Here is a 17,064-nt window from a genome sequence, read left to right on the forward strand (position 1 = left end):
AATTCGGGAGCAAAAGTAATATGAGCGTAGCAAATAATGGTTTGAACAAGTGGCACAAAGTTGCGGGCATTGGCATAGTATGTAGTTTGGCGCTTGCAGGCTGCGATCGCTCAGAAAAAGAAGATACCACTCAGACAGCAGAGGTGACGGAGCAGACACCAGCAGTCAAGGAGAATGCGGCAGCGACCGCAGTTAGCTGTGATGATCCAATGGTACAAGATCGTCTTAAAGCGGCCTTAAAAAACACACTGAATCAGCAAGCACAAACAATGGCTGGTAATTACGCCCAAGAATCAGAAATCAGCTTGGAAAACGGTGTTATCACTAGCAAAACTAACGGCATTGTGATCGATGTGCAAAATGCGGCAGTCATACAAGAAGCCAATGCAAATGGCATGACAACTTGTCAGGCAAGCGTTAGTATGACATTGCCAAGCGAAGATTTATATCAAGCCAGCCAAGTCCAAGCAGCTAATAACCAGCCAAGCTTACAGTCACGCTTAGCGCAAAACAATATTCGTATTAATAACAACATGCTCGTTGATGATGCCTTCACTTATGTCGTTGGCACTCAAGGCGGTCAGGTACGTGCGCGTATTGCTGGGCAGCCAGCCTTGATTAACGTAGTGGCCGATGTGGTAGCAGCTTCTGTATTCAAATTAGCGATGGATGAGCAACGCGCCCAGCGTCCTGCTGCTTCGAACAATGACAGCCAACCAGCACCAGCTCGTCAGCCTAGAGCAGCAACTCCAGTTGAGCCAATCCGTCCTACTGAACCTGCGACAACACCCACTGTGAATCGTCCAAGCAGTAACCAAAATCAGAGCAGCTCTAACGGTAGCAACACGTCCGCTACGGCGCCTACTGCCAATCCTACAACACCATCTGTACCAAAAGTTGTGCCTAGTGATGAAAGCATCGATATGGTAATCATCGAAGACGAAAGTGCGACTTACTAATCAGTAAAGTTAAGGTCATGGCTAAATAAGCGTGTCATAAAAAGAAAAGCCCGCAATATTGATGTTGCGGGCTTTTTTATGGTTTAAGGCTTCTTAACAACAGCGATATGGTCTTAAGTCCCTACTTATCTTCCGTGAATACTTGTAAAACCTGACTGTTCCAAAGCACTTCAGAGACTTGCTCAGGGTCTGTACAAAAGCGGGCAGCAACAAAAAGCCAATCGGACAAACGGTTGATAATGCTGACAGCAGTCCCACGAATTGCTTGTGGACGTTGCTGCTGTAATGACACGGCTTGGCGCTCGGCACGGCGGCACACACTACGTGCCACATGCAGCTGACTGACCAACACTGAGCCTGTCGGCAAAATAAAATCTTTTAGCGGTGGCAGTGTCGTATTCATGGTATCGATCTGCTGTTCTAACCAGTCAATATGAGTGGCGGTAATGCCTTCATATTCAGGCATAGCAAGCTCACCGCCGATGTTGAATAATAGATGCTGAATAATAACCAAGGCTTGGTCAAAGTCTGAAACAGTTTGTGATGGCAAATGTGTCAGTAGTTGCTTTTGTGGCATCTCGTTATCTGTCATTGCTTGCATTAAATGTGCGCGAACAAGACCAATGTGTGAGTTGAGCTCGTCAATGTCACCCATCACGTTGAATAGATCGTCTGCCTTACTGACGCGACTGCCATCTGCCATGCCTGTGCTACCGTCATCTCCAGTACGTGTATATATTTTGCTTAAACGATTGCCCATATTGATATCCTTAACTGTTTTTATGATTGAATAATGTTAGTTGCGCGCTCATTGTAGTATTTTATAGCGGTTTTCGCTAAGATAATGGGCCAAGTTCTATAGGATCATCTTTTTTGACGATAGCTTTATAAACAGCATTTATCAGTAATGGTGCTTATTCGTTGATAATCACCCTTATTTGGGGGATTAGATTTATCTGATAGTGGCTTTTATTCATTTACAATATATTGCTCATGCTTTTATTTTATTCTTAACCATTCATACTCTTAATAAAAAGGCTTTTTCGTTATGACCACACCACTTGCAGACGCTATGTCTCAGCTTGCCATTTACGATTCTCTCACTGGACGCAAGCAGTCATTTAAGCCGCTTGTTGAAGGCAAGGTCGGCATGTATGTGTGCGGTATGACCGTCTATGATTATTGTCACATCGGTCATGCTCGGATGATGGTTGGTTTTGATATGGCGGTACGCTGGCTTACGCAATTGGGTTATGACGTCAATTATGTGCGTAATATTACCGATATAGATGACAAAATCATTGCTCGTGCCGCCGAAAATGGTGAAGGGATTGGTGCATTGACTGAGCGTTTTATTAAAGCGATGCACGAAGATTTCTCTGCACTTGGTTGCTTGGTACCTAATGCCGAACCGCGTGCGACAGATCATATCGATGAGATGCAACAAATGATCGAAACGCTGGTCACAGGCAACTATGCTTATGCAGGTGACAATGGTGATGTCTATTATGCGGTCGATAGTTTTGCCGATTATGGAAAATTATCAAAACGTAATCTAGATGACATGCAAGCAGGCGCGCGAGTAGATGTCGAAAATGATAAGCGCAATCCGTTTGATTTTGTATTATGGAAAGCGGCAAAACCTGATGAGCCGCAATGGGCGTCGCCTTGGGGACAAGGACGTCCAGGTTGGCACATTGAATGCTCAGCCATGTCAACCAAATGTCTAGGCAGTACCTTTGATATTCATGGTGGTGGTCATGATTTACAGTTTCCGCATCACGAAAATGAGATTGCACAGTCTGAAGCAGCGACTGGCTGCGAGTACGCGCGCAACTGGATGCATGTCGGCTTCATCAACGTCGATGGCGAAAAGATGTCTAAGTCGTTAGCTAACTTTTCAACCATCCGCGATGTGACTGCAAAGTATTTGCCTGAAACCGTGCGGTTTTTCTTATTGTCGAGCCATTATCGCAGCCAAGTAAACTTCTCTGACAGCGCTTTAGACGAAGCACATAATAGCCTAAGCAGACTCTACAATACATTAAAATTGGCAGAACAACAAAAGCAGCAAACGTTAACCGTCGACGATGCCTCGTTAAATGAGGCTTACAGCAGTGAAGTTGGGCAAAGCTTCATCAAAGCGATGAATGATGATTTTAATAGCTCTACAGCGATTAGTGTACTGTTTGGGCTGGCGCGTGATATCAATAAAGCGATTAAAGCAGAAGACATAGAGACGGCTTGGCAATTGGCGCAGCAGCTCAAAGCGTTGGCACAAGTATTGAATATTTTACAACAACCAGTGCAGCAGTTTTTGCAAGCCGTGGTAGGTGATACCACTGAAAGCAGCTTAACAGATGCGATGATCGACGGTCTTATTGTTGAGCGTGCAGAGTCCAAAACCAACAAAAACTTTGCACGGGCTGATGAGATACGTGAGCAGTTAAAAGCAGCGGGTATTGAGCTTGAAGACAGTCGCGCTGGTACGACATGGCGCCGCGCATAAAGTCGCAATTACACAACCTACATACTTATCGTAATAAAAAAGTCAGCTTTATGCTGACTTTTTTTGTAGACTGCACTAGGTTAAGTAGATAATAAAAATTTTTTGCATACAAACCTTACATGAATTGGCGGCTTTTAAATATATGTACACTTTCAAGAAAAGCACTATAGCAGCCAACAATACGGCAATTGAGGTTGAAGGCTGTGAGTTGTACGGCAATCAATGTTCTCACAGCCAATCCAAACAGCGACGCTATCGCATGTTACAGCTGCTATTAACTTATCTGCTCGTTGTCGCAAGTATTATTTGCGTACCTATGGTCTCTGTACAGGCTGCCAGTGCTACCGACGAGCGAAGCAGTAGCGAGCAAAATGCAAGCTCACCTGATACCTTGGTTGAGTATGCGACTCAGCAGATGAACACAATTAAAAAAGAAAACGTCGGTCTGTCTGAAATTGCAGAAGAGATGTTTGATCCCACCGAGCGCAGCGCGGTACAACAAGCAGGCACACTACAAGGTGATTCTGGCCTGACGGGCGAATACAATGAGAGTTACTATGTATTAAACAAGCTCAATACAGGCTTGCCACCATTGTCAGAACCGCCGAATTTGTCCACACCGCTTGCTACCTTAGAGTTTTTTCAATCTGCAGTGATGAAGCAACAATATGATTTGGCTGTGTATGCGCTTAATATGAATCTCATTGAAGAAGAGGTGCAACGCAGTCGTTCTATTGAATTAACAAAGCGTCTTGACTTTTTATTGTCTGAAAAAAAGCTTTATGTATTTGATGATTTGCCGGATCGCCCTGATGGCCTAGTTGAGCCACCGCTTGGTAATGACAGTAGCGTAACAGGTATCGCTAGACGCTCCATCCAGCTCGGGTATATTGATTATCGGGAGCGCCGTGTCCCTATCTATTTGCAGCGAGTACGGGTAGAAAACAATCCCTCTATTTGGGTTTTCTCCGCTCAGACAGTTGGCAATATCGACAATCTCTATGAGCAATATCATCCAGCAGAGTTTGAGCGTTATCTACCGACATGGTCGAAACTCAAGTTTTTTGGTATCGCCCTGTGGGAATTTTTTGCGTTAACGATATTCTTTTTATTTACCATGGGGCTTGGCTGGCTACTCAGTAAAGGAACCGAAAAGCTCATCAGTCGTTATATTGATGATGAAAAGTACAGCATGTATGTCGGTAGTAGTAATGGCGTCGCAGATTTGGTCAGTAAGCTGACCGTACCTTTGACCTTTACCATCAGTTTTTTGCTGGTTTTTACCTTGGTTTCAGGTGGGTTCCCGTATTTAGATGCAGTTGCCCCGTCGATTCGTCCACTGATTTGGATTGTTTTGGTATTTAGTACCATGTGGCTGGGCATACGCATCATTAATTTCTTCGCTAACCGCTACCAAAACATGCAGATTGAAAATTTGGCTGAAGAGCATTTTGATAAGGAGCGTCGTCGGCGTACCTATGTGTCGATTTTCCGTCGTGTTTTTATCTTCGTCATGATCCTTGGCAGTATTTGGATGGGACTTAGTGAATTCACTAATATGGAAGGTCTGGGTAGAACGTTATTGACCTCAGCTGGTATTGCGAGTGTGGTCCTCGGTATTGCCGCGCAGCCTATATTAGGTAATATTATCGCAGGTGTACAGGTAGCAGTGACTCAGCCAGTACGTATTGGCGATACAGTGATGATGGAAGGTGATTGGACGACGATTGAGGACTTACGTTATACCTATGCGGTATTAAAAACATGGGATGAGCGTCGATTGATTGTCCCTATGCGCCTATTGATTACCGAAATTGTAGAAAACTGGTCCCATACAGAAACGCATCAAACCTCTGTGGTCTATTTATACGTTGATTATGGTGCAGATATTGATGCCATTCGCGAGAAGTTTATTGCGCTGGTAAAAGCAAATGATTTGTGGGATGGTGACACTGATCCTGAAATGGTCACGGTGTCATTAAGCGAAAACACCATTAAACTTCGTGGGAGTATGGCATCTGATGGCCCTATGAGTGCGTTTTACTTAGAGTGTCAAGTACGTGAGAAGATGCTCCATTATCTGTATCATGAACAAAAGGCATACTTACCAGCCGAGCGCCTAATACTCAAAACTAGGGATGAGTGAATAGCCAATAAAAACATCTAGTTACTTTTAAATCTCTCAGTCAGCAAGACTGGTCAGCATTCCGTAAAATAAGCTAACAAATAAGCATGCGATCTGCCTACTTATTTGTTATAATGTGGCGTTATTTTTAAGGGATAAATGCAAAATCCCACCCATCAAAATAACCACCACTAGGGGTCTGTATGTTGCGAATTGTCGATGAAGCCTTAACCTTTGATGACGTTTTATTGTTGCCCGCCTATTCTGAAGTCCTGCCAAAAACTGCTGATCTTTCTACTCGTTTGACCAAAAATATCACATTGAATCTACCGCTGATTTCTGCGGCTATGGATACAGTGACTGAGTCTGAAATGGCTATTACAATGGCGCAACTGGGCGGTATGGGTATCTTGCATAAGAGCATGGATATCGTCAAACAAGCCACACAAGTACGCCGCGTCAAAAAGTTTGAAGCAGGTACGGTCGTTGATCCTATTACTGTGCATCCAGAGATGACCATTGGTGAGTTATTACAGTTAACCAACGATAATAATATCTCAGGTGTTCCTGTGGTCGAAAGAGGCACAGATAACGTTGTAGGTATCGTGACCCATAGAGATTGGCGTTTTGAAACCAATTTATCATTGCCAGTCAGCCAAATCATGACGCCAAAAGATCAATTGGTGACCGTCCATGAAGGTGAGAGCAACGAAAACATCAAAAGATTGCTCCATGAGCACCGTATCGAAAAAGTAATCGTCATTGATGATGCTTTCCGTTTGCGCGGCCTAATCACAGTGAACGATTTTGCTAAAGCCGAAAACAATCCAAATGCTTGTAAAGATGAGCAAGGCCGTCTTCGTGTTGGCGCAGCCGTCGGTACAGGTGCAGACACGCAAGCTCGCGTTGAAGCATTGATCGCAGCTGATGTAGACATTATCGTGGTTGACACAGCGCATGGTCACTCAAAAGGGGTGATTGACAAGGTGTCTTGGATCAAGAAAAACTATCCAAATGTGCAAGTCATCGGTGGTAATATTGCTACTGGCGATGCCGCTAAAGCCTTACGTGATGCGGGCGCGGACGCTGTGAAGGTTGGTATAGGCCCAGGCTCTATCTGTACCACGCGTATCATTGCAGGTATTGGTGTACCACAGATATCAGCTATCGACAATGTTGCAAGCGCCCTACAAGACAGCATTCCATTGATTGCGGATGGTGGTATTCGTTATTCAGGCGATATGGCAAAAGCCATTGCAGCTGGCGCATCGTGTATCATGGTAGGTTCGTTGATGGCGGGTACTGAAGAAGCGCCGGGCGAGGTGGAGCTGTTCCAAGGTCGTTACTATAAAGCGTATCGTGGCATGGGCAGCCTTGGCGCAATGTCAGGCTCAAATGGTTCATCAGACCGTTATTTCCAAGACGCCAAAGACGGCGTGGAAAAACTAGTACCAGAAGGTATTGAAGGACGTGTTCCTTATAAAGGCCCAGTCGCTGGCATCGTTAATCAGTTGGTTGGTGGTTTGCGTTCTTCTATGGGATATACAGGCTCTGCAACCATTGAAGACATGCGTACCAATCCGCAATTCATCAAGGTAACGTCAGCAGGTATGAAAGAGTCACATGTTCATGATGTGCAAATCACTAAAGAAGCACCAAACTATCGTGTGAATTAGATGACATTTTTTAATCCTGCAATATGTTTTATTCTCATATAATGTATTGGTAATTGCTCATCTGCAGGATTGTAGAGACCTTAGTATACAAACAGCCAACAATGCTCTGTTATTGTTGGCTGTTTTTTTTGTAAAATACACAATGGATTATGATAACGATAGCAACGCCTGCGTATACGTTCGGGCTTTTATTTTTAGACTTGGGGAACATACATAATGAGCTACTTTGGCACCGATGGTATTCGCGGAAAATTTGGTGAGTTGCCAATTACGCCTGATTTTATCTTAAAATTGGGTTATGTGGCTGGACAGGTATTGGTAGAAAAAAATGACAATCCGGCACGCAAGCCAAGTGTAGTGATTGGTAAAGACACGCGTCTGTCAGGTTATGTCATAGAGGGTGCGCTGCAAGCGGGCTTCAATGCAGCTGGCGTCGATGTTCATCTGCTTGGCCCATTGCCAACGCCTGCTATCGCTCATCTCACGCGTAGTTTTAATGCCGACGCTGGGGTTGTTATTTCGGCCTCGCACAATCCATACTACGATAATGGCATCAAGTTTTTCTCAGCCGACGGCAAAAAGTTAACGGATGAAATGCAGAGTGCTATCAACGACAAACTAAAAGCTGTTATGAGTCAGGCAACATCTGGCGATACTGTCATTATGCCCATTACTGACCCTGCTAATTTGGGTAAGAACAATCGAATCAACGATGCCAAAGGTCGTTATATCGAGTTCTGTAAAGGCAGTTTTCCTTACCAGTATGATCTGAGTCATTTGACCATCGTGGTCGATTGTGCCAATGGAGCAGGTTACAGTGTGGCACCAAGGGTCATGCGTGAGCTTGGCGCTAACGTGATTGCGATTAATAATACGCCAGACGGTGTCAATATTAACAATGAGTGTGGTTCGACGCATCCTGAAGGTTTACAGGCAGCCGTACTAGAGCATGAAGCCGATGTTGGTATCGCTTTAGATGGCGATGGTGATCGTATCGTAATGGTGGACGAGGCTGGCAATTTAATCGACGGTGATGGTATTTTATATCTACTTGCTACTCAAGGTCATATTAAGGCCAAAGGCGTGGTCGGGACACTCATGAGTAATATGGGACTGGAGCTTGCGCTACAAGCTGCCGATATTGAATTTGTGCGTGCAAAAGTGGGTGATCGTTATGTGATGCAAGTGCTTGAAGCCAATGGTTGGATATTGGGCGGAGAGCCTTCTGGACATATTTTATGTTTGGATAAGAGCCGCACAGGCGATGCCATCATAGCAGGACTGCAAGTATTGGCAGTCATGCAAGCGCGAGGATGTGCACTTAGTAGTCTTGTTGAAGGTTTTGAAGTGTTACCACAAAAACTGGTAAATGTGCGTTTGTCGCAAATGAAAGATCCTTATGAGTATGAAGAGCTGGTTGCCGCTTTTGAAAAAGCGCAGGCTACATTGGAAGGACGTGGTCGTCTACTCATCCGCCAATCAGGCACAGAGCCGATGATACGAGTCATGGTTGAATCAGATGACGTTATAGAATGTGATGTGATGGCGAACGATTTGGCCGATCATATCAAGTCAGTATTAGACCAATAGCTGTCCAACGAATAAAATCAAAATGAGGGATAATCATGAGCATGGACTTTACCGATCAGCGCCTCTCATACGAGAAAGGGATGCTTGATCAACAGTCAGTACCTGAATCACCGTTTGAGCTATTAAAGGGTTGGATGAGTGAGGCTATAGCACAAAATGTCCAAGAGCCGTATGCAATGAGCTTGGCAACATGTGGTGCAGACAATAAGCCGAGTGTCCGCATCGTATTGCTGCGAGAAGTGACAGAAACTGGTATTGTTTTTTATACCAATTATGAAAGTGCAAAAGGGCAGGATATTGCAGAAAACCCGAACGCAGAAGCCCTGTTTTTTTGGCATGAACTTGAGCGTCAAATCCGTATCAGCGGTAGTATCGCTAAGATTGACGCTGACAAATCTGCAGCGTATTTTCAGAAGCGTCCGCATGACAGTCAAGTAGGCGCTTGGGTAAGCCAGCCGCAAAGCGGTGAAGTGTCCAATCGTGAAGTAATGGAGCAGACGTTTGCACAGTTACAATCGGATTATCCAGAGAACTCGCCAGTACCTACGCCAGAATTTTGGGGCGGTTATGAGATTAGGGTAGAAAAAATCGAGTTTTGGCAAGGTCGCGCCAATCGTATGCATGATCGCATTGTTTATATGCGAGATCAAAATAGTAGTTCGTCAGCTTGGACGACCAAACGCTTACTGCCATAGTTCATGCAGTAGTGATAAGAGAGCCATTCTAAATCCAGTTACATAGGTATTTAGAATGGCTTTCTTAATATTATTTTCTCGTATTATTATCGGTATCAATATCCACGGAGACAGACATGCCTGGTCGCAACCGCGCAAGCTCTGGTTGGTCTTTATCTAAGTCAATTCGTACAGGGACACGCTGAGCGATTTTGATGTAGTTACCTGTAGCAGGATTGGCAGCGCCAGCACTGAACTCACTGCCCGTTGCTGGCGAGATGTTACTGACGTGACCACTGAATGCTGCATCGCCAAGCGCATCTACATGGACGGTTGCAGGTTCACCAATTGCCATATTGGCTATTTGCGTTTCTTTAAAATTCGCAATAATCCACACGCCTTTTGGTACGATATACATAAGCTGAGTACCGGCACTAACGTATTGACCTTCTTTGACACTGACTTGGCTCAACTGGCCAGATTCAGGCGCAGTGATGATGGTGTTGTCCAAATTAATTTGTGCTTGCTTGACACCTGCTTCAGCACTTTTGATATTTGCATCCAAAGATGATCGGCTGCCACTGGTTTTGTCACGGGCTTCACGGGCAGCTTGTAAATTGGCTTCCGCCTGTTGCACGCCTGCTTGTGCTTGAGCAAGTTGCGCTTTGATATGAGCAACCTCAGCTTTTGACACAGCACCGATAGCGTCAAGACCTTGATAGCGATTCAAGTCCTCACGAGCACTTTCAACATTGATTTTGGCACTATACAAATCCGCTTCTCGCGCTTCGATTTGCGCTTGGCTGGTTTGAGTGTCTTGGGTATTGCTAGATCGATTGGTAATAGCAACTTCCATATTGGCTTGCGCTTGCTCAAGCTGCTGTTGAAACGTTCGATCGTCTATTTTTATCAGTAAATCACCTTCTTTTACATTAGCAAAATCTTGTACCGCCACTTGAGTCACATAACCCGATACTTGGGGGCTAATAATGGTGGTTTGACCTTTGACAAAGGCATTATTGGTTTGTTGTATCGTGGGTGTAAATGGCGGTAGCTTCCACGCATATAAAATCAATGCCACGCCAATAACGATTAGCAAAATTAATAAACCCAGATTTAAATACGATTTTTTTTTGGGCGACCAGCCAGTCGAGTCAGGAATAGGTTCTTCGGGCGGCATGGGTGGCGCATTACTGTCTACCGTATCATCAATGCGCGGCTCATTCTGACTAATAGAAGTTGGCTGAGTGGCTGGTTTCTCATTTTTATCATAAATAGCATTAGTAGAGGTTTGAGCCGTATCAATATCGGATTCTATCCGTGTATCTGTTGCTGGAGCGCCAGCTGGAGTCTGAGCTTCTTGAGTCAGCTCATTGGGTTTTTCTTGGCTCATAACGCGCTCCTGATTTTATTAAACATAGGTTTCACGATTTTTACTACTGTTGAGTTAATGGGTCGAATCATTTGTTTTCACGCATTTTGGCCATCACAGCGAGCTCTTTAGCTAGTGGATTACGTTTATGATAGCGGTAATAAAAATAATTGATCAATAAAATAGCCGTAGTGAAAGTGGCAATACAGGCTATCAAAAAGAATAAGTCATTATACGCCGCAACTGTCGCCTGTTTTTGTATTCCTTGCAATACTTGGCTCATAGCGGCTACATTGACTTGGGTTGTATCCGTCATTTGACTCGCCAAAGCCCGACTTGCACCAGCAACTTGCCCCATCAGAGCGGGGTCACCTAAATTAAGGGAGCCGACCATATTCGCATAATGCATTTGCGTACGAATGGTCGTGAAGGCCTGAATAGCAGCAGCGCCTGCGAGCCCACCTATCGTTTGTGAAATCCCAAAAATCACGGAAAAACTAATAATGTAGGCAGGGCCACTGGCGATAGCACGTAAAAATCCTTCAAAAACCAGCGGTCCCATAAAATACACGGCAGCAAATGCAATGAAAAACTGGCTCAGATAAAACATATAAGGTGCTGAATCAACAGATATTCCAGTGTCCATCCAAGACCCTAAAGCAATTAGCGCCATAGCAAAGATGACGGGACGGCGTAAATCCATCGCATTGGTGCTAAAGATGCTAATGACTAAGGCTAAGACGCTGGCAGCTAGTATGACGGCATAAAAAGTAATCAGCTGATCGTTACCGTAGCCAAGACTGGCAAGCAATCCTGCAGCGCCTACATTTTGCTCAGACAGCAAAATACGCATGACAGCACCAGTGACCATGAAGGCAATAATATTGCGACTACGCATCCAGCGAACTTGTAGCATAGGGTTTTTACGATGCGTTTCAATCCATAGTGCTATGCTAATATTAACGGCTGCAATGATAAGTGCGTAGATCAGCCAAGGCGTTGTCCACCACTGAATACGGCCTTGTACCAAAAAAACTGCTAATGCGGCAAGACCACTGGCAAAAAAAGCAAAGCTTAAAAAATCAAGTTTTTCAAAGACTTTTTCGGTATTACCGGGTGGTAGCTCTAATATGTTGATCAGTCCAAAGCAAATCAATGCCAAACCAAATTGAAATAAGAATAAGTTTTCAAGCTGGCCATCGATAGCGAGGTAGGGCGAGATAAGGCGTGATAATGGAATACCAAACTGTACTAAGCCAAATCCCAATATCAATCCACTGGTACGTTTGACGGTTGGCATACCTTGTAAGCAGTAGAATAAACCGAGTACGGTCATACCACTAGCAACCATACCGCTTAAGCCTCTAGCAATGATTTCTAGATAATAAGAATCAATCTGGATATTAGTAGCGTTCAATAGATGGCTACTGACTAGCCACTGTAGACTTGTAGCAGCTAATAGAAAAAACAGGGTGATTTTACTAAAGAGGGACATGCCAAATTGCTGGCGAATTTTATATAGTAAGACAGTAATACAAACATTCGTCATATTATAACTGACAGATATCCAACCGCCTTCGACTGGCGTAAGTCCCATCTCACCTTGGATTTGCGTCAAATTCGCAACCAATAAACCGTTTTGAAAACTAGCAGTGATGCCAATAATAATCCCAATAATCAAATAGAATAGTTTACGGCGTGCAGGATGGTCAGGATTGGCTGGAGAGCCCACCATCATTGGTTGTTCATGGGGCTTAAATTGATATTCAGTATTCATGAGCGTACGACAATATGTGTTAGAGAGTAAACAAAATAGGAAAGCGCCCAGACAAAAATTGTACCCGTTAGCTGGGTATCAACTGAGGTAAACGCTATTAAATACGGGCAAGACGAAAAAATAACTTAGAAATGGCGGACAGAATTTTATCATGATTTTTATTGAGCTTTTGTCATATACACGTAATTCATTACTGATGCCGTAAGCCAGCACAGCTTTAAAAACATACTATCAACATCAATTGATCAGCTTACTTGGATAATCTGCTAAAGATAAAAAAGGCATAAATAGACAGTACTGATTGGGCTATGCGGTTAGTAAATTAAACAAAAAACAGCTCTATTAAGAGCTGTTTTTTGAACATGCTTCTAGCTGTAGAATTATTGGTTAATAGTTAAATCAAAAACACTAAATTGATTGATCATAATTCGCTTCTAAACGCATAGCGCGCTGATAGCTGTCAAGGCTAGCCAGTTGCAAAGCATACTGTTTGATAGACAAATAGTCTTCTAGTGCCTCGCGCTTGGCAAGCATAATTAAGTCAAAAGATAGCATAAAATCTGCACCGCTTAATTTGTTGCCAACGATAAAGGCTTTACCTGCAACTTGATTGTCTAGATGACTTAGCAGTTTGTGCCTTTCTGCACTGATATAACCACTCAAAAATTCGTTATCATCAACGCCTGCTCTTTTGGTAAATAATTCAAGCAATACGGGAAGCATTAACGAGCTTTCAGCAAAGTGAATCCACTGTAGATAATACCCATAATCGACACTATCTGTAGTAGGTCGTAGTCGCTTTGGCGCAAATCGCTCAATCAATAACTCAGTAATCGCGCCTGACTCAGCATAAACCTTACCATCCATTTCGATGATTGGAGATTTACCAAGGGGATGTATTGCCTTTAGACTGTCTGGCGCTAGAAACGTTTTCGTATCACGTTGATGACTAATGATCTTATAAGGCACGCCAAGCTCTTCTAAGAGCCACAGAATACGTAAAGATCGTGATTGATTGAGATGATGTAAGCGGATCATGATATTGGCCTTTTGCGTGGTCTCTTATATTAACCTTTGAGCCTTGTACTAACCTTGAAGCTTGGTCATTAGACGTTTGGCCGTTTCTTCTGATGATGCTGGGTTTTGCCCTGTAATTAGTAAACCATCTTCTACAACAAATGATTCCCAATCGCCCGCTTTTTCATAGTTGCCGCCATTGGCTTTTAATGCATCTTCTACTAAAAACGGTACGACATCGGTGAGGCCAACGGCGTCTTCTTCTGAATTGGTAAAGCCAGTAACTCTCTTACCTTTTACCAAATATTCTCCATCAATCTTGACATTTTTAAGGGCAGCAGGAGAATGGCAAACAAAAGCCACTGGTTTGTCTTGCTGAACAAAAGTCTCAATCAAATTAATAGAGTTTTTATCAACGGCCAAATCCCATAATGGGCCATGACCGCCTGGATAAAAGACTGAATCAAAGTCTTCAGCTTTCATGTCGGCCAGCTTTTCGGTATGAGCAAGATGCTCTTGGGCTTTAGAGTCTTCTTTAAAACGTTTGGTATCTTTCGTTTGAGCATCTTCAGCATCGCTACTAGGATCAAGTGGTGGTTGACCACCAGCAGGAGAGGCAAGTGTTACATTAACACCTGCATCAACAAAAGCGTAGTAAGGAGCAGCAAATTCTTCTAGCCAAAAGCCAGTTTTTTTGCCTGTATCACCCAAACGATCGTGTGAAGTTAGTACCATTAAAATATTCATAAGTATCCTTATTTATTATTAGTGTGTAATCAAATTCATTAACTGAGCCATCACAGAGCAAACAACAGCAACGTCGTTAAAACGTCACTGCTATTAGCGATAAATAACGGTCAACCATTAACAGTATTCTTGTTGTGACAACAATTTACAGTGGTAGTCTTAACAATTTATGTTGTTAAGTGGTTATTTCACATCTGCCACTTTGACCACTGTTTTACCAAAATTGTCACCGTTTAGCATACAAACAAAAGCATCAGGCGCGTTGTCTAAGCCATCAGCGATATGTTCTTTGGTTTTAACCTCACCCGACTCGACCCATTTGCTCATGGTTTTTAAGAATTCGGGATAATGATCGCCATACTCTTCAAAAATAATAAAGCCTTTGATCGTGAGGCGACGGCTTAAGACAAGTCCTGTCAATACACTCAAACGATCCTTACCATCAGGGAGTTCGGTTGCATTGTATTGGGCAACAAGGCCGCAAACAGGAATACGTGCATGAGCGTTTAAAAGAGGCATTACGGCGTCAAATACTTTGCCACCAACGTTTTCGTAGTAGATATCGATACCATTTGGGCAGGCCGCTTTTAGCTGTTCTTCAAAATCATCGGCTTTATGGTCGATACAGACATCAAAGCCAAGCTCATTAACGGCAAAGTCACATTTTTCTTGACCACCTGCGACACCAACAGTACGCAAGCCGTATTGATTACCGACTTGTCCGACAGTAGCACCAACTGGGCCAGTAGCCGCAGCGACGACTAATGTTTCGCCTTTTTGTGGTTTACCGATATCGGTCAAACCCATGTAACCGGTAAAGCCTGGCATACCTAATACGCCCAAACCATACGAAGGGTTTTCCATATTTTTATCAAGCTTTAGGACGCCTTCACCATCACTGACGCTGTAGTCCTGCCAGCCTGAGTTCGAAACCACTAAATCACCGACGGCAAATTTATCAATATTAGATTCGACGACTTGAGCAACCGTTCCACCCAACATTACATCACCGACTTCTAGTGGATCAGCATAACTTTTAGCATCACTCATACGCCCACGCATGTATGGGTCTAATGACAAGTAAACCGTGCGCAAGAGCATCTCATTGTCATTGGGTGTTGGAATAGCGCTGGTGGTCATGTCAAAGTTTTCAGCTTTTGGCTCACCTGTAGGGCGGCTAGCAAGTTTGATCTGACGATTTATTTCTTGGTTTTGTTGCTTATCAAAGCTCATTTTAATATTCCTTTTATATTTATTGCTTTTAAGTATTTATTGTTCAAGTAGTAACTACTCAGGACTGAGTAGCTACTATAAATAACATAACGATATATTCTTCTTATGACTATGATGTTTCTTCTTAAGACGCTTTACTGGTAACGGCACGTTGCAAAATACGGCGCGATACAGCTAAATCGTTCTTGCCATGTTCGCCAAGCTTCACCATTTTGTGTGCTTCGAGCTGGTTAATGATTGGGTCAATCGCTGATTCAGTTAAATCCACGTCTTCTAAGCTGACTGGCAAACCAAGGTCACGGAAGAAGTTTTCAGTATGGGCAATGGCTGTTTCGATAATGGCATCGTCATCTTGATCGGTATCGGTGATGTTCCATACGTTACGCGCATACTGAAGCAATTTTTCTTTTTTGCTTTCTTTTAATTCACGCATTACCGATGGAAGGACGATAGTCAAGGTACGAGCGTGATCAATGCTATGCAGTGATGTTAGCTCATGACCGATCATATGTGTCGTCCAGTCTTGCGGAACACCTGTACCGATGAGGCCGTTAAGTGCCATCGTTGCCGTCCACATAATATTCTTACGTGTTTCTAGATTCTCTGGATCTTGCTTAACAGCTCGGCCTTCATCAATCAAAATCTTAAGTAAGCTCTCAGCAAAGGTGTCTTGTACTTTTGCGTTGACAGGATAGGTAAGGTACTGCTCCATCACATGGACAAAGGCATCGGCAACACCGTTCATTACTTGATGTTCAGGCAGTGTCAACGTCTTGAGAGGGTCTAGAATTGAGAATTTAGGAAAGACAAGTGGGTTGCCAAATGGCAGTTTTGCTTGACGTTCGCTGTAGTTGATAACACCACCTGAGTTCATCTCAGAGCCGGTTGCTGGAATGGTCAAGACGGCACCCAGATCAATAGCAGAGTCAATATTTTTGCAATAGCTGGTTAGGGCGTCCCATGCTTGTTCACGTGAGACCGTACCGTCTTCTTCAGTTAGCGAAGATACCAAAGCGACAAATTTGCTACCGTCTAGGACTGAGCCACCGCCAACAGCCAATAAAAAGTCAATGTTGTGCTCATTGACCATGTCCGCTGCTTTTAATAGGGTAGTGAATTCTGGGTTGGCTTCGATACCGCCAAACTCAAACACAGTACGTGAGCCACTTGCTGCCAATGCTTCTTTTACTTCATCTAGCGTTCCTGTACGCTGCGCTGAACCGCCACCATAGGTAATCAGAACGCGCGCATCAGTTGGGACTAACTCTGATAACTGCGTGATTTGACCTTCGCCAAAGACGATACGAACGGGATTGTAGTATTGAAAGTTATTCATAATATTCCTAAATTTTGTTAAATATTTATTGAGTGCAAAAGATCAATAG

General features: G+C 43.7%; 13 protein-coding genes. 6 read left to right on the forward strand and 7 right to left on the reverse strand.

Annotation, left to right across the window (positions count from 1 at the left end; genetic code table 11):
- The first annotated feature begins 20 nt into the window (after positions 1-20).
- Positions 21-959 (forward strand): hypothetical protein, encoded by a 939-nt coding sequence (locus ACT3TH_RS07235; RefSeq protein ID WP_444755179.1) that lies wholly within the window; start codon positions 21-23, stop codon positions 957-959.
- 121 nt (positions 960-1,080) lie between these two features.
- Here the strand turns inward: ACT3TH_RS07235 and ACT3TH_RS07240 are convergent, their stop codons facing one another.
- Positions 1,081-1,719 carry a cob(I)yrinic acid a,c-diamide adenosyltransferase gene (locus ACT3TH_RS07240; RefSeq protein WP_444755180.1) on the reverse strand — a complete coding sequence of 213 codons (639 nt, stop codon included), beginning with the start codon at positions 1,717-1,719 and terminating at the stop codon, positions 1,081-1,083.
- 288 nt (positions 1,720-2,007) lie between these two features.
- Between ACT3TH_RS07240 and cysS the strand changes: the two genes are divergently transcribed.
- The 5 genes from cysS (at position 2,008) to pdxH (ending at position 9,554) form a co-directional block, all read left to right on the forward strand.
- The gene (gene cysS, locus ACT3TH_RS07245) at positions 2,008-3,468 is read left to right on the forward strand and encodes a cysteine--tRNA ligase (protein ID WP_444755181.1); all 1,461 of its coding nucleotides are present in this window, start codon (positions 2,008-2,010) and stop codon (positions 3,466-3,468) included.
- Between the two features lie 142 nt (positions 3,469-3,610).
- A complete protein-coding gene (locus ACT3TH_RS07250; RefSeq protein WP_444755182.1) occupies positions 3,611-5,614 on the forward strand; it encodes a mechanosensitive ion channel family protein in 2,004 nt (667 codons plus the stop codon).
- A 182-nt stretch (positions 5,615-5,796) separates the two neighbouring features.
- Entirely contained in the window at positions 5,797-7,269 is a 1,473-nt protein-coding gene (gene guaB, locus ACT3TH_RS07255; RefSeq protein WP_444755183.1) for an IMP dehydrogenase, read from the forward strand.
- Between the two features lie 216 nt (positions 7,270-7,485).
- Entirely contained in the window at positions 7,486-8,859 is a 1,374-nt protein-coding gene (gene glmM / locus ACT3TH_RS07260) for a phosphoglucosamine mutase (RefSeq protein ID WP_444755184.1), read from the forward strand.
- Between the two features lie 41 nt (positions 8,860-8,900).
- On the forward strand, positions 8,901-9,554 hold the full coding sequence (gene pdxH, locus ACT3TH_RS07265; RefSeq protein ID WP_444755362.1) for a pyridoxamine 5'-phosphate oxidase: 654 nt from the start codon (positions 8,901-8,903) through the stop codon (positions 9,552-9,554).
- A gap of 70 nt (positions 9,555-9,624) precedes the next feature.
- On the opposite strand, the gene ACT3TH_RS07270 is transcribed toward pdxH, so the two are convergent.
- The 6 genes from ACT3TH_RS07270 to ACT3TH_RS07295 form a co-directional block, all read right to left on the reverse strand.
- Complete coding sequence (locus ACT3TH_RS07270) at positions 9,625-10,926, reverse strand: HlyD family secretion protein (protein WP_444755185.1); 1,302 nt, start codon at positions 10,924-10,926, stop codon at positions 9,625-9,627.
- 67 nt (positions 10,927-10,993) lie between these two features.
- Positions 10,994-12,682, reverse strand: a complete 1,689-nt coding sequence (locus ACT3TH_RS07275; RefSeq protein WP_444755186.1) for an MFS transporter — start codon at positions 12,680-12,682, stop codon at positions 10,994-10,996.
- A 408-nt stretch (positions 12,683-13,090) separates the two neighbouring features.
- Positions 13,091-13,720, reverse strand: coding sequence for a glutathione S-transferase family protein (locus tag ACT3TH_RS07280; protein WP_444755187.1), 630 nt, complete (start codon positions 13,718-13,720; stop codon positions 13,091-13,093).
- Between the two features lie 48 nt (positions 13,721-13,768).
- Entirely contained in the window at positions 13,769-14,446 is a 678-nt protein-coding gene (locus ACT3TH_RS07285) for a type 1 glutamine amidotransferase domain-containing protein (protein WP_444755188.1), read from the reverse strand.
- 183 nt (positions 14,447-14,629) lie between these two features.
- Complete coding sequence (locus ACT3TH_RS07290) at positions 14,630-15,679, reverse strand: NADP-dependent oxidoreductase (RefSeq protein WP_444755189.1); 1,050 nt, start codon at positions 15,677-15,679, stop codon at positions 14,630-14,632.
- A 124-nt stretch (positions 15,680-15,803) separates the two neighbouring features.
- On the reverse strand, positions 15,804-17,015 hold the full coding sequence (locus tag ACT3TH_RS07295; protein WP_444755190.1) for an iron-containing alcohol dehydrogenase: 1,212 nt from the start codon (positions 17,013-17,015) through the stop codon (positions 15,804-15,806).
- Between the last annotated feature and the right edge of the window lie 49 nt (positions 17,016-17,064).

Origin of the sequence: Psychrobacter sp. AOP22-C1-C5, from assembly GCF_052378885.1 — a bacterium.
Classification (GTDB): domain Bacteria; phylum Pseudomonadota; class Gammaproteobacteria; order Pseudomonadales; family Moraxellaceae; genus Psychrobacter.

What these genes read in the sequence shown, in the direction of transcription:
- ACT3TH_RS07235 (WP_444755179.1), top strand. Translation starts at nt 21, where the DNA reads ATGAGCGTAGCAAATAATGGTTTGAACAAGTGGCACAAAGTTGCGGGC.
- ACT3TH_RS07240 (WP_444755180.1), bottom strand. Translation starts at nt 1,719, where the DNA reads ATGGGCAATCGTTTAAGCAAAATATATACACGTACTGGAGATGACGGT.
- cysS (WP_444755181.1), top strand. Translation starts at nt 2,008, where the DNA reads ATGACCACACCACTTGCAGACGCTATGTCTCAGCTTGCCATTTACGAT.
- ACT3TH_RS07250 (WP_444755182.1), top strand. Translation starts at nt 3,611, where the DNA reads ATGTACACTTTCAAGAAAAGCACTATAGCAGCCAACAATACGGCAATT.
- guaB (WP_444755183.1), top strand. Translation starts at nt 5,797, where the DNA reads ATGTTGCGAATTGTCGATGAAGCCTTAACCTTTGATGACGTTTTATTG.
- glmM (WP_444755184.1), top strand. Translation starts at nt 7,486, where the DNA reads ATGAGCTACTTTGGCACCGATGGTATTCGCGGAAAATTTGGTGAGTTG.
- pdxH (WP_444755362.1), top strand. Translation starts at nt 8,901, where the DNA reads ATGGACTTTACCGATCAGCGCCTCTCATACGAGAAAGGGATGCTTGAT.
- ACT3TH_RS07270 (WP_444755185.1), bottom strand. Translation starts at nt 10,926, where the DNA reads ATGAGCCAAGAAAAACCCAATGAGCTGACTCAAGAAGCTCAGACTCCA.
- ACT3TH_RS07275 (WP_444755186.1), bottom strand. Translation starts at nt 12,682, where the DNA reads ATGAATACTGAATATCAATTTAAGCCCCATGAACAACCAATGATGGTG.
- ACT3TH_RS07280 (WP_444755187.1), bottom strand. Translation starts at nt 13,720, where the DNA reads ATGATCCGCTTACATCATCTCAATCAATCACGATCTTTACGTATTCTG.
- ACT3TH_RS07285 (WP_444755188.1), bottom strand. Translation starts at nt 14,446, where the DNA reads ATGAATATTTTAATGGTACTAACTTCACACGATCGTTTGGGTGATACA.
- ACT3TH_RS07290 (WP_444755189.1), bottom strand. Translation starts at nt 15,679, where the DNA reads ATGAGCTTTGATAAGCAACAAAACCAAGAAATAAATCGTCAGATCAAA.
- ACT3TH_RS07295 (WP_444755190.1), bottom strand. Translation starts at nt 17,015, where the DNA reads ATGAATAACTTTCAATACTACAATCCCGTTCGTATCGTCTTTGGCGAA.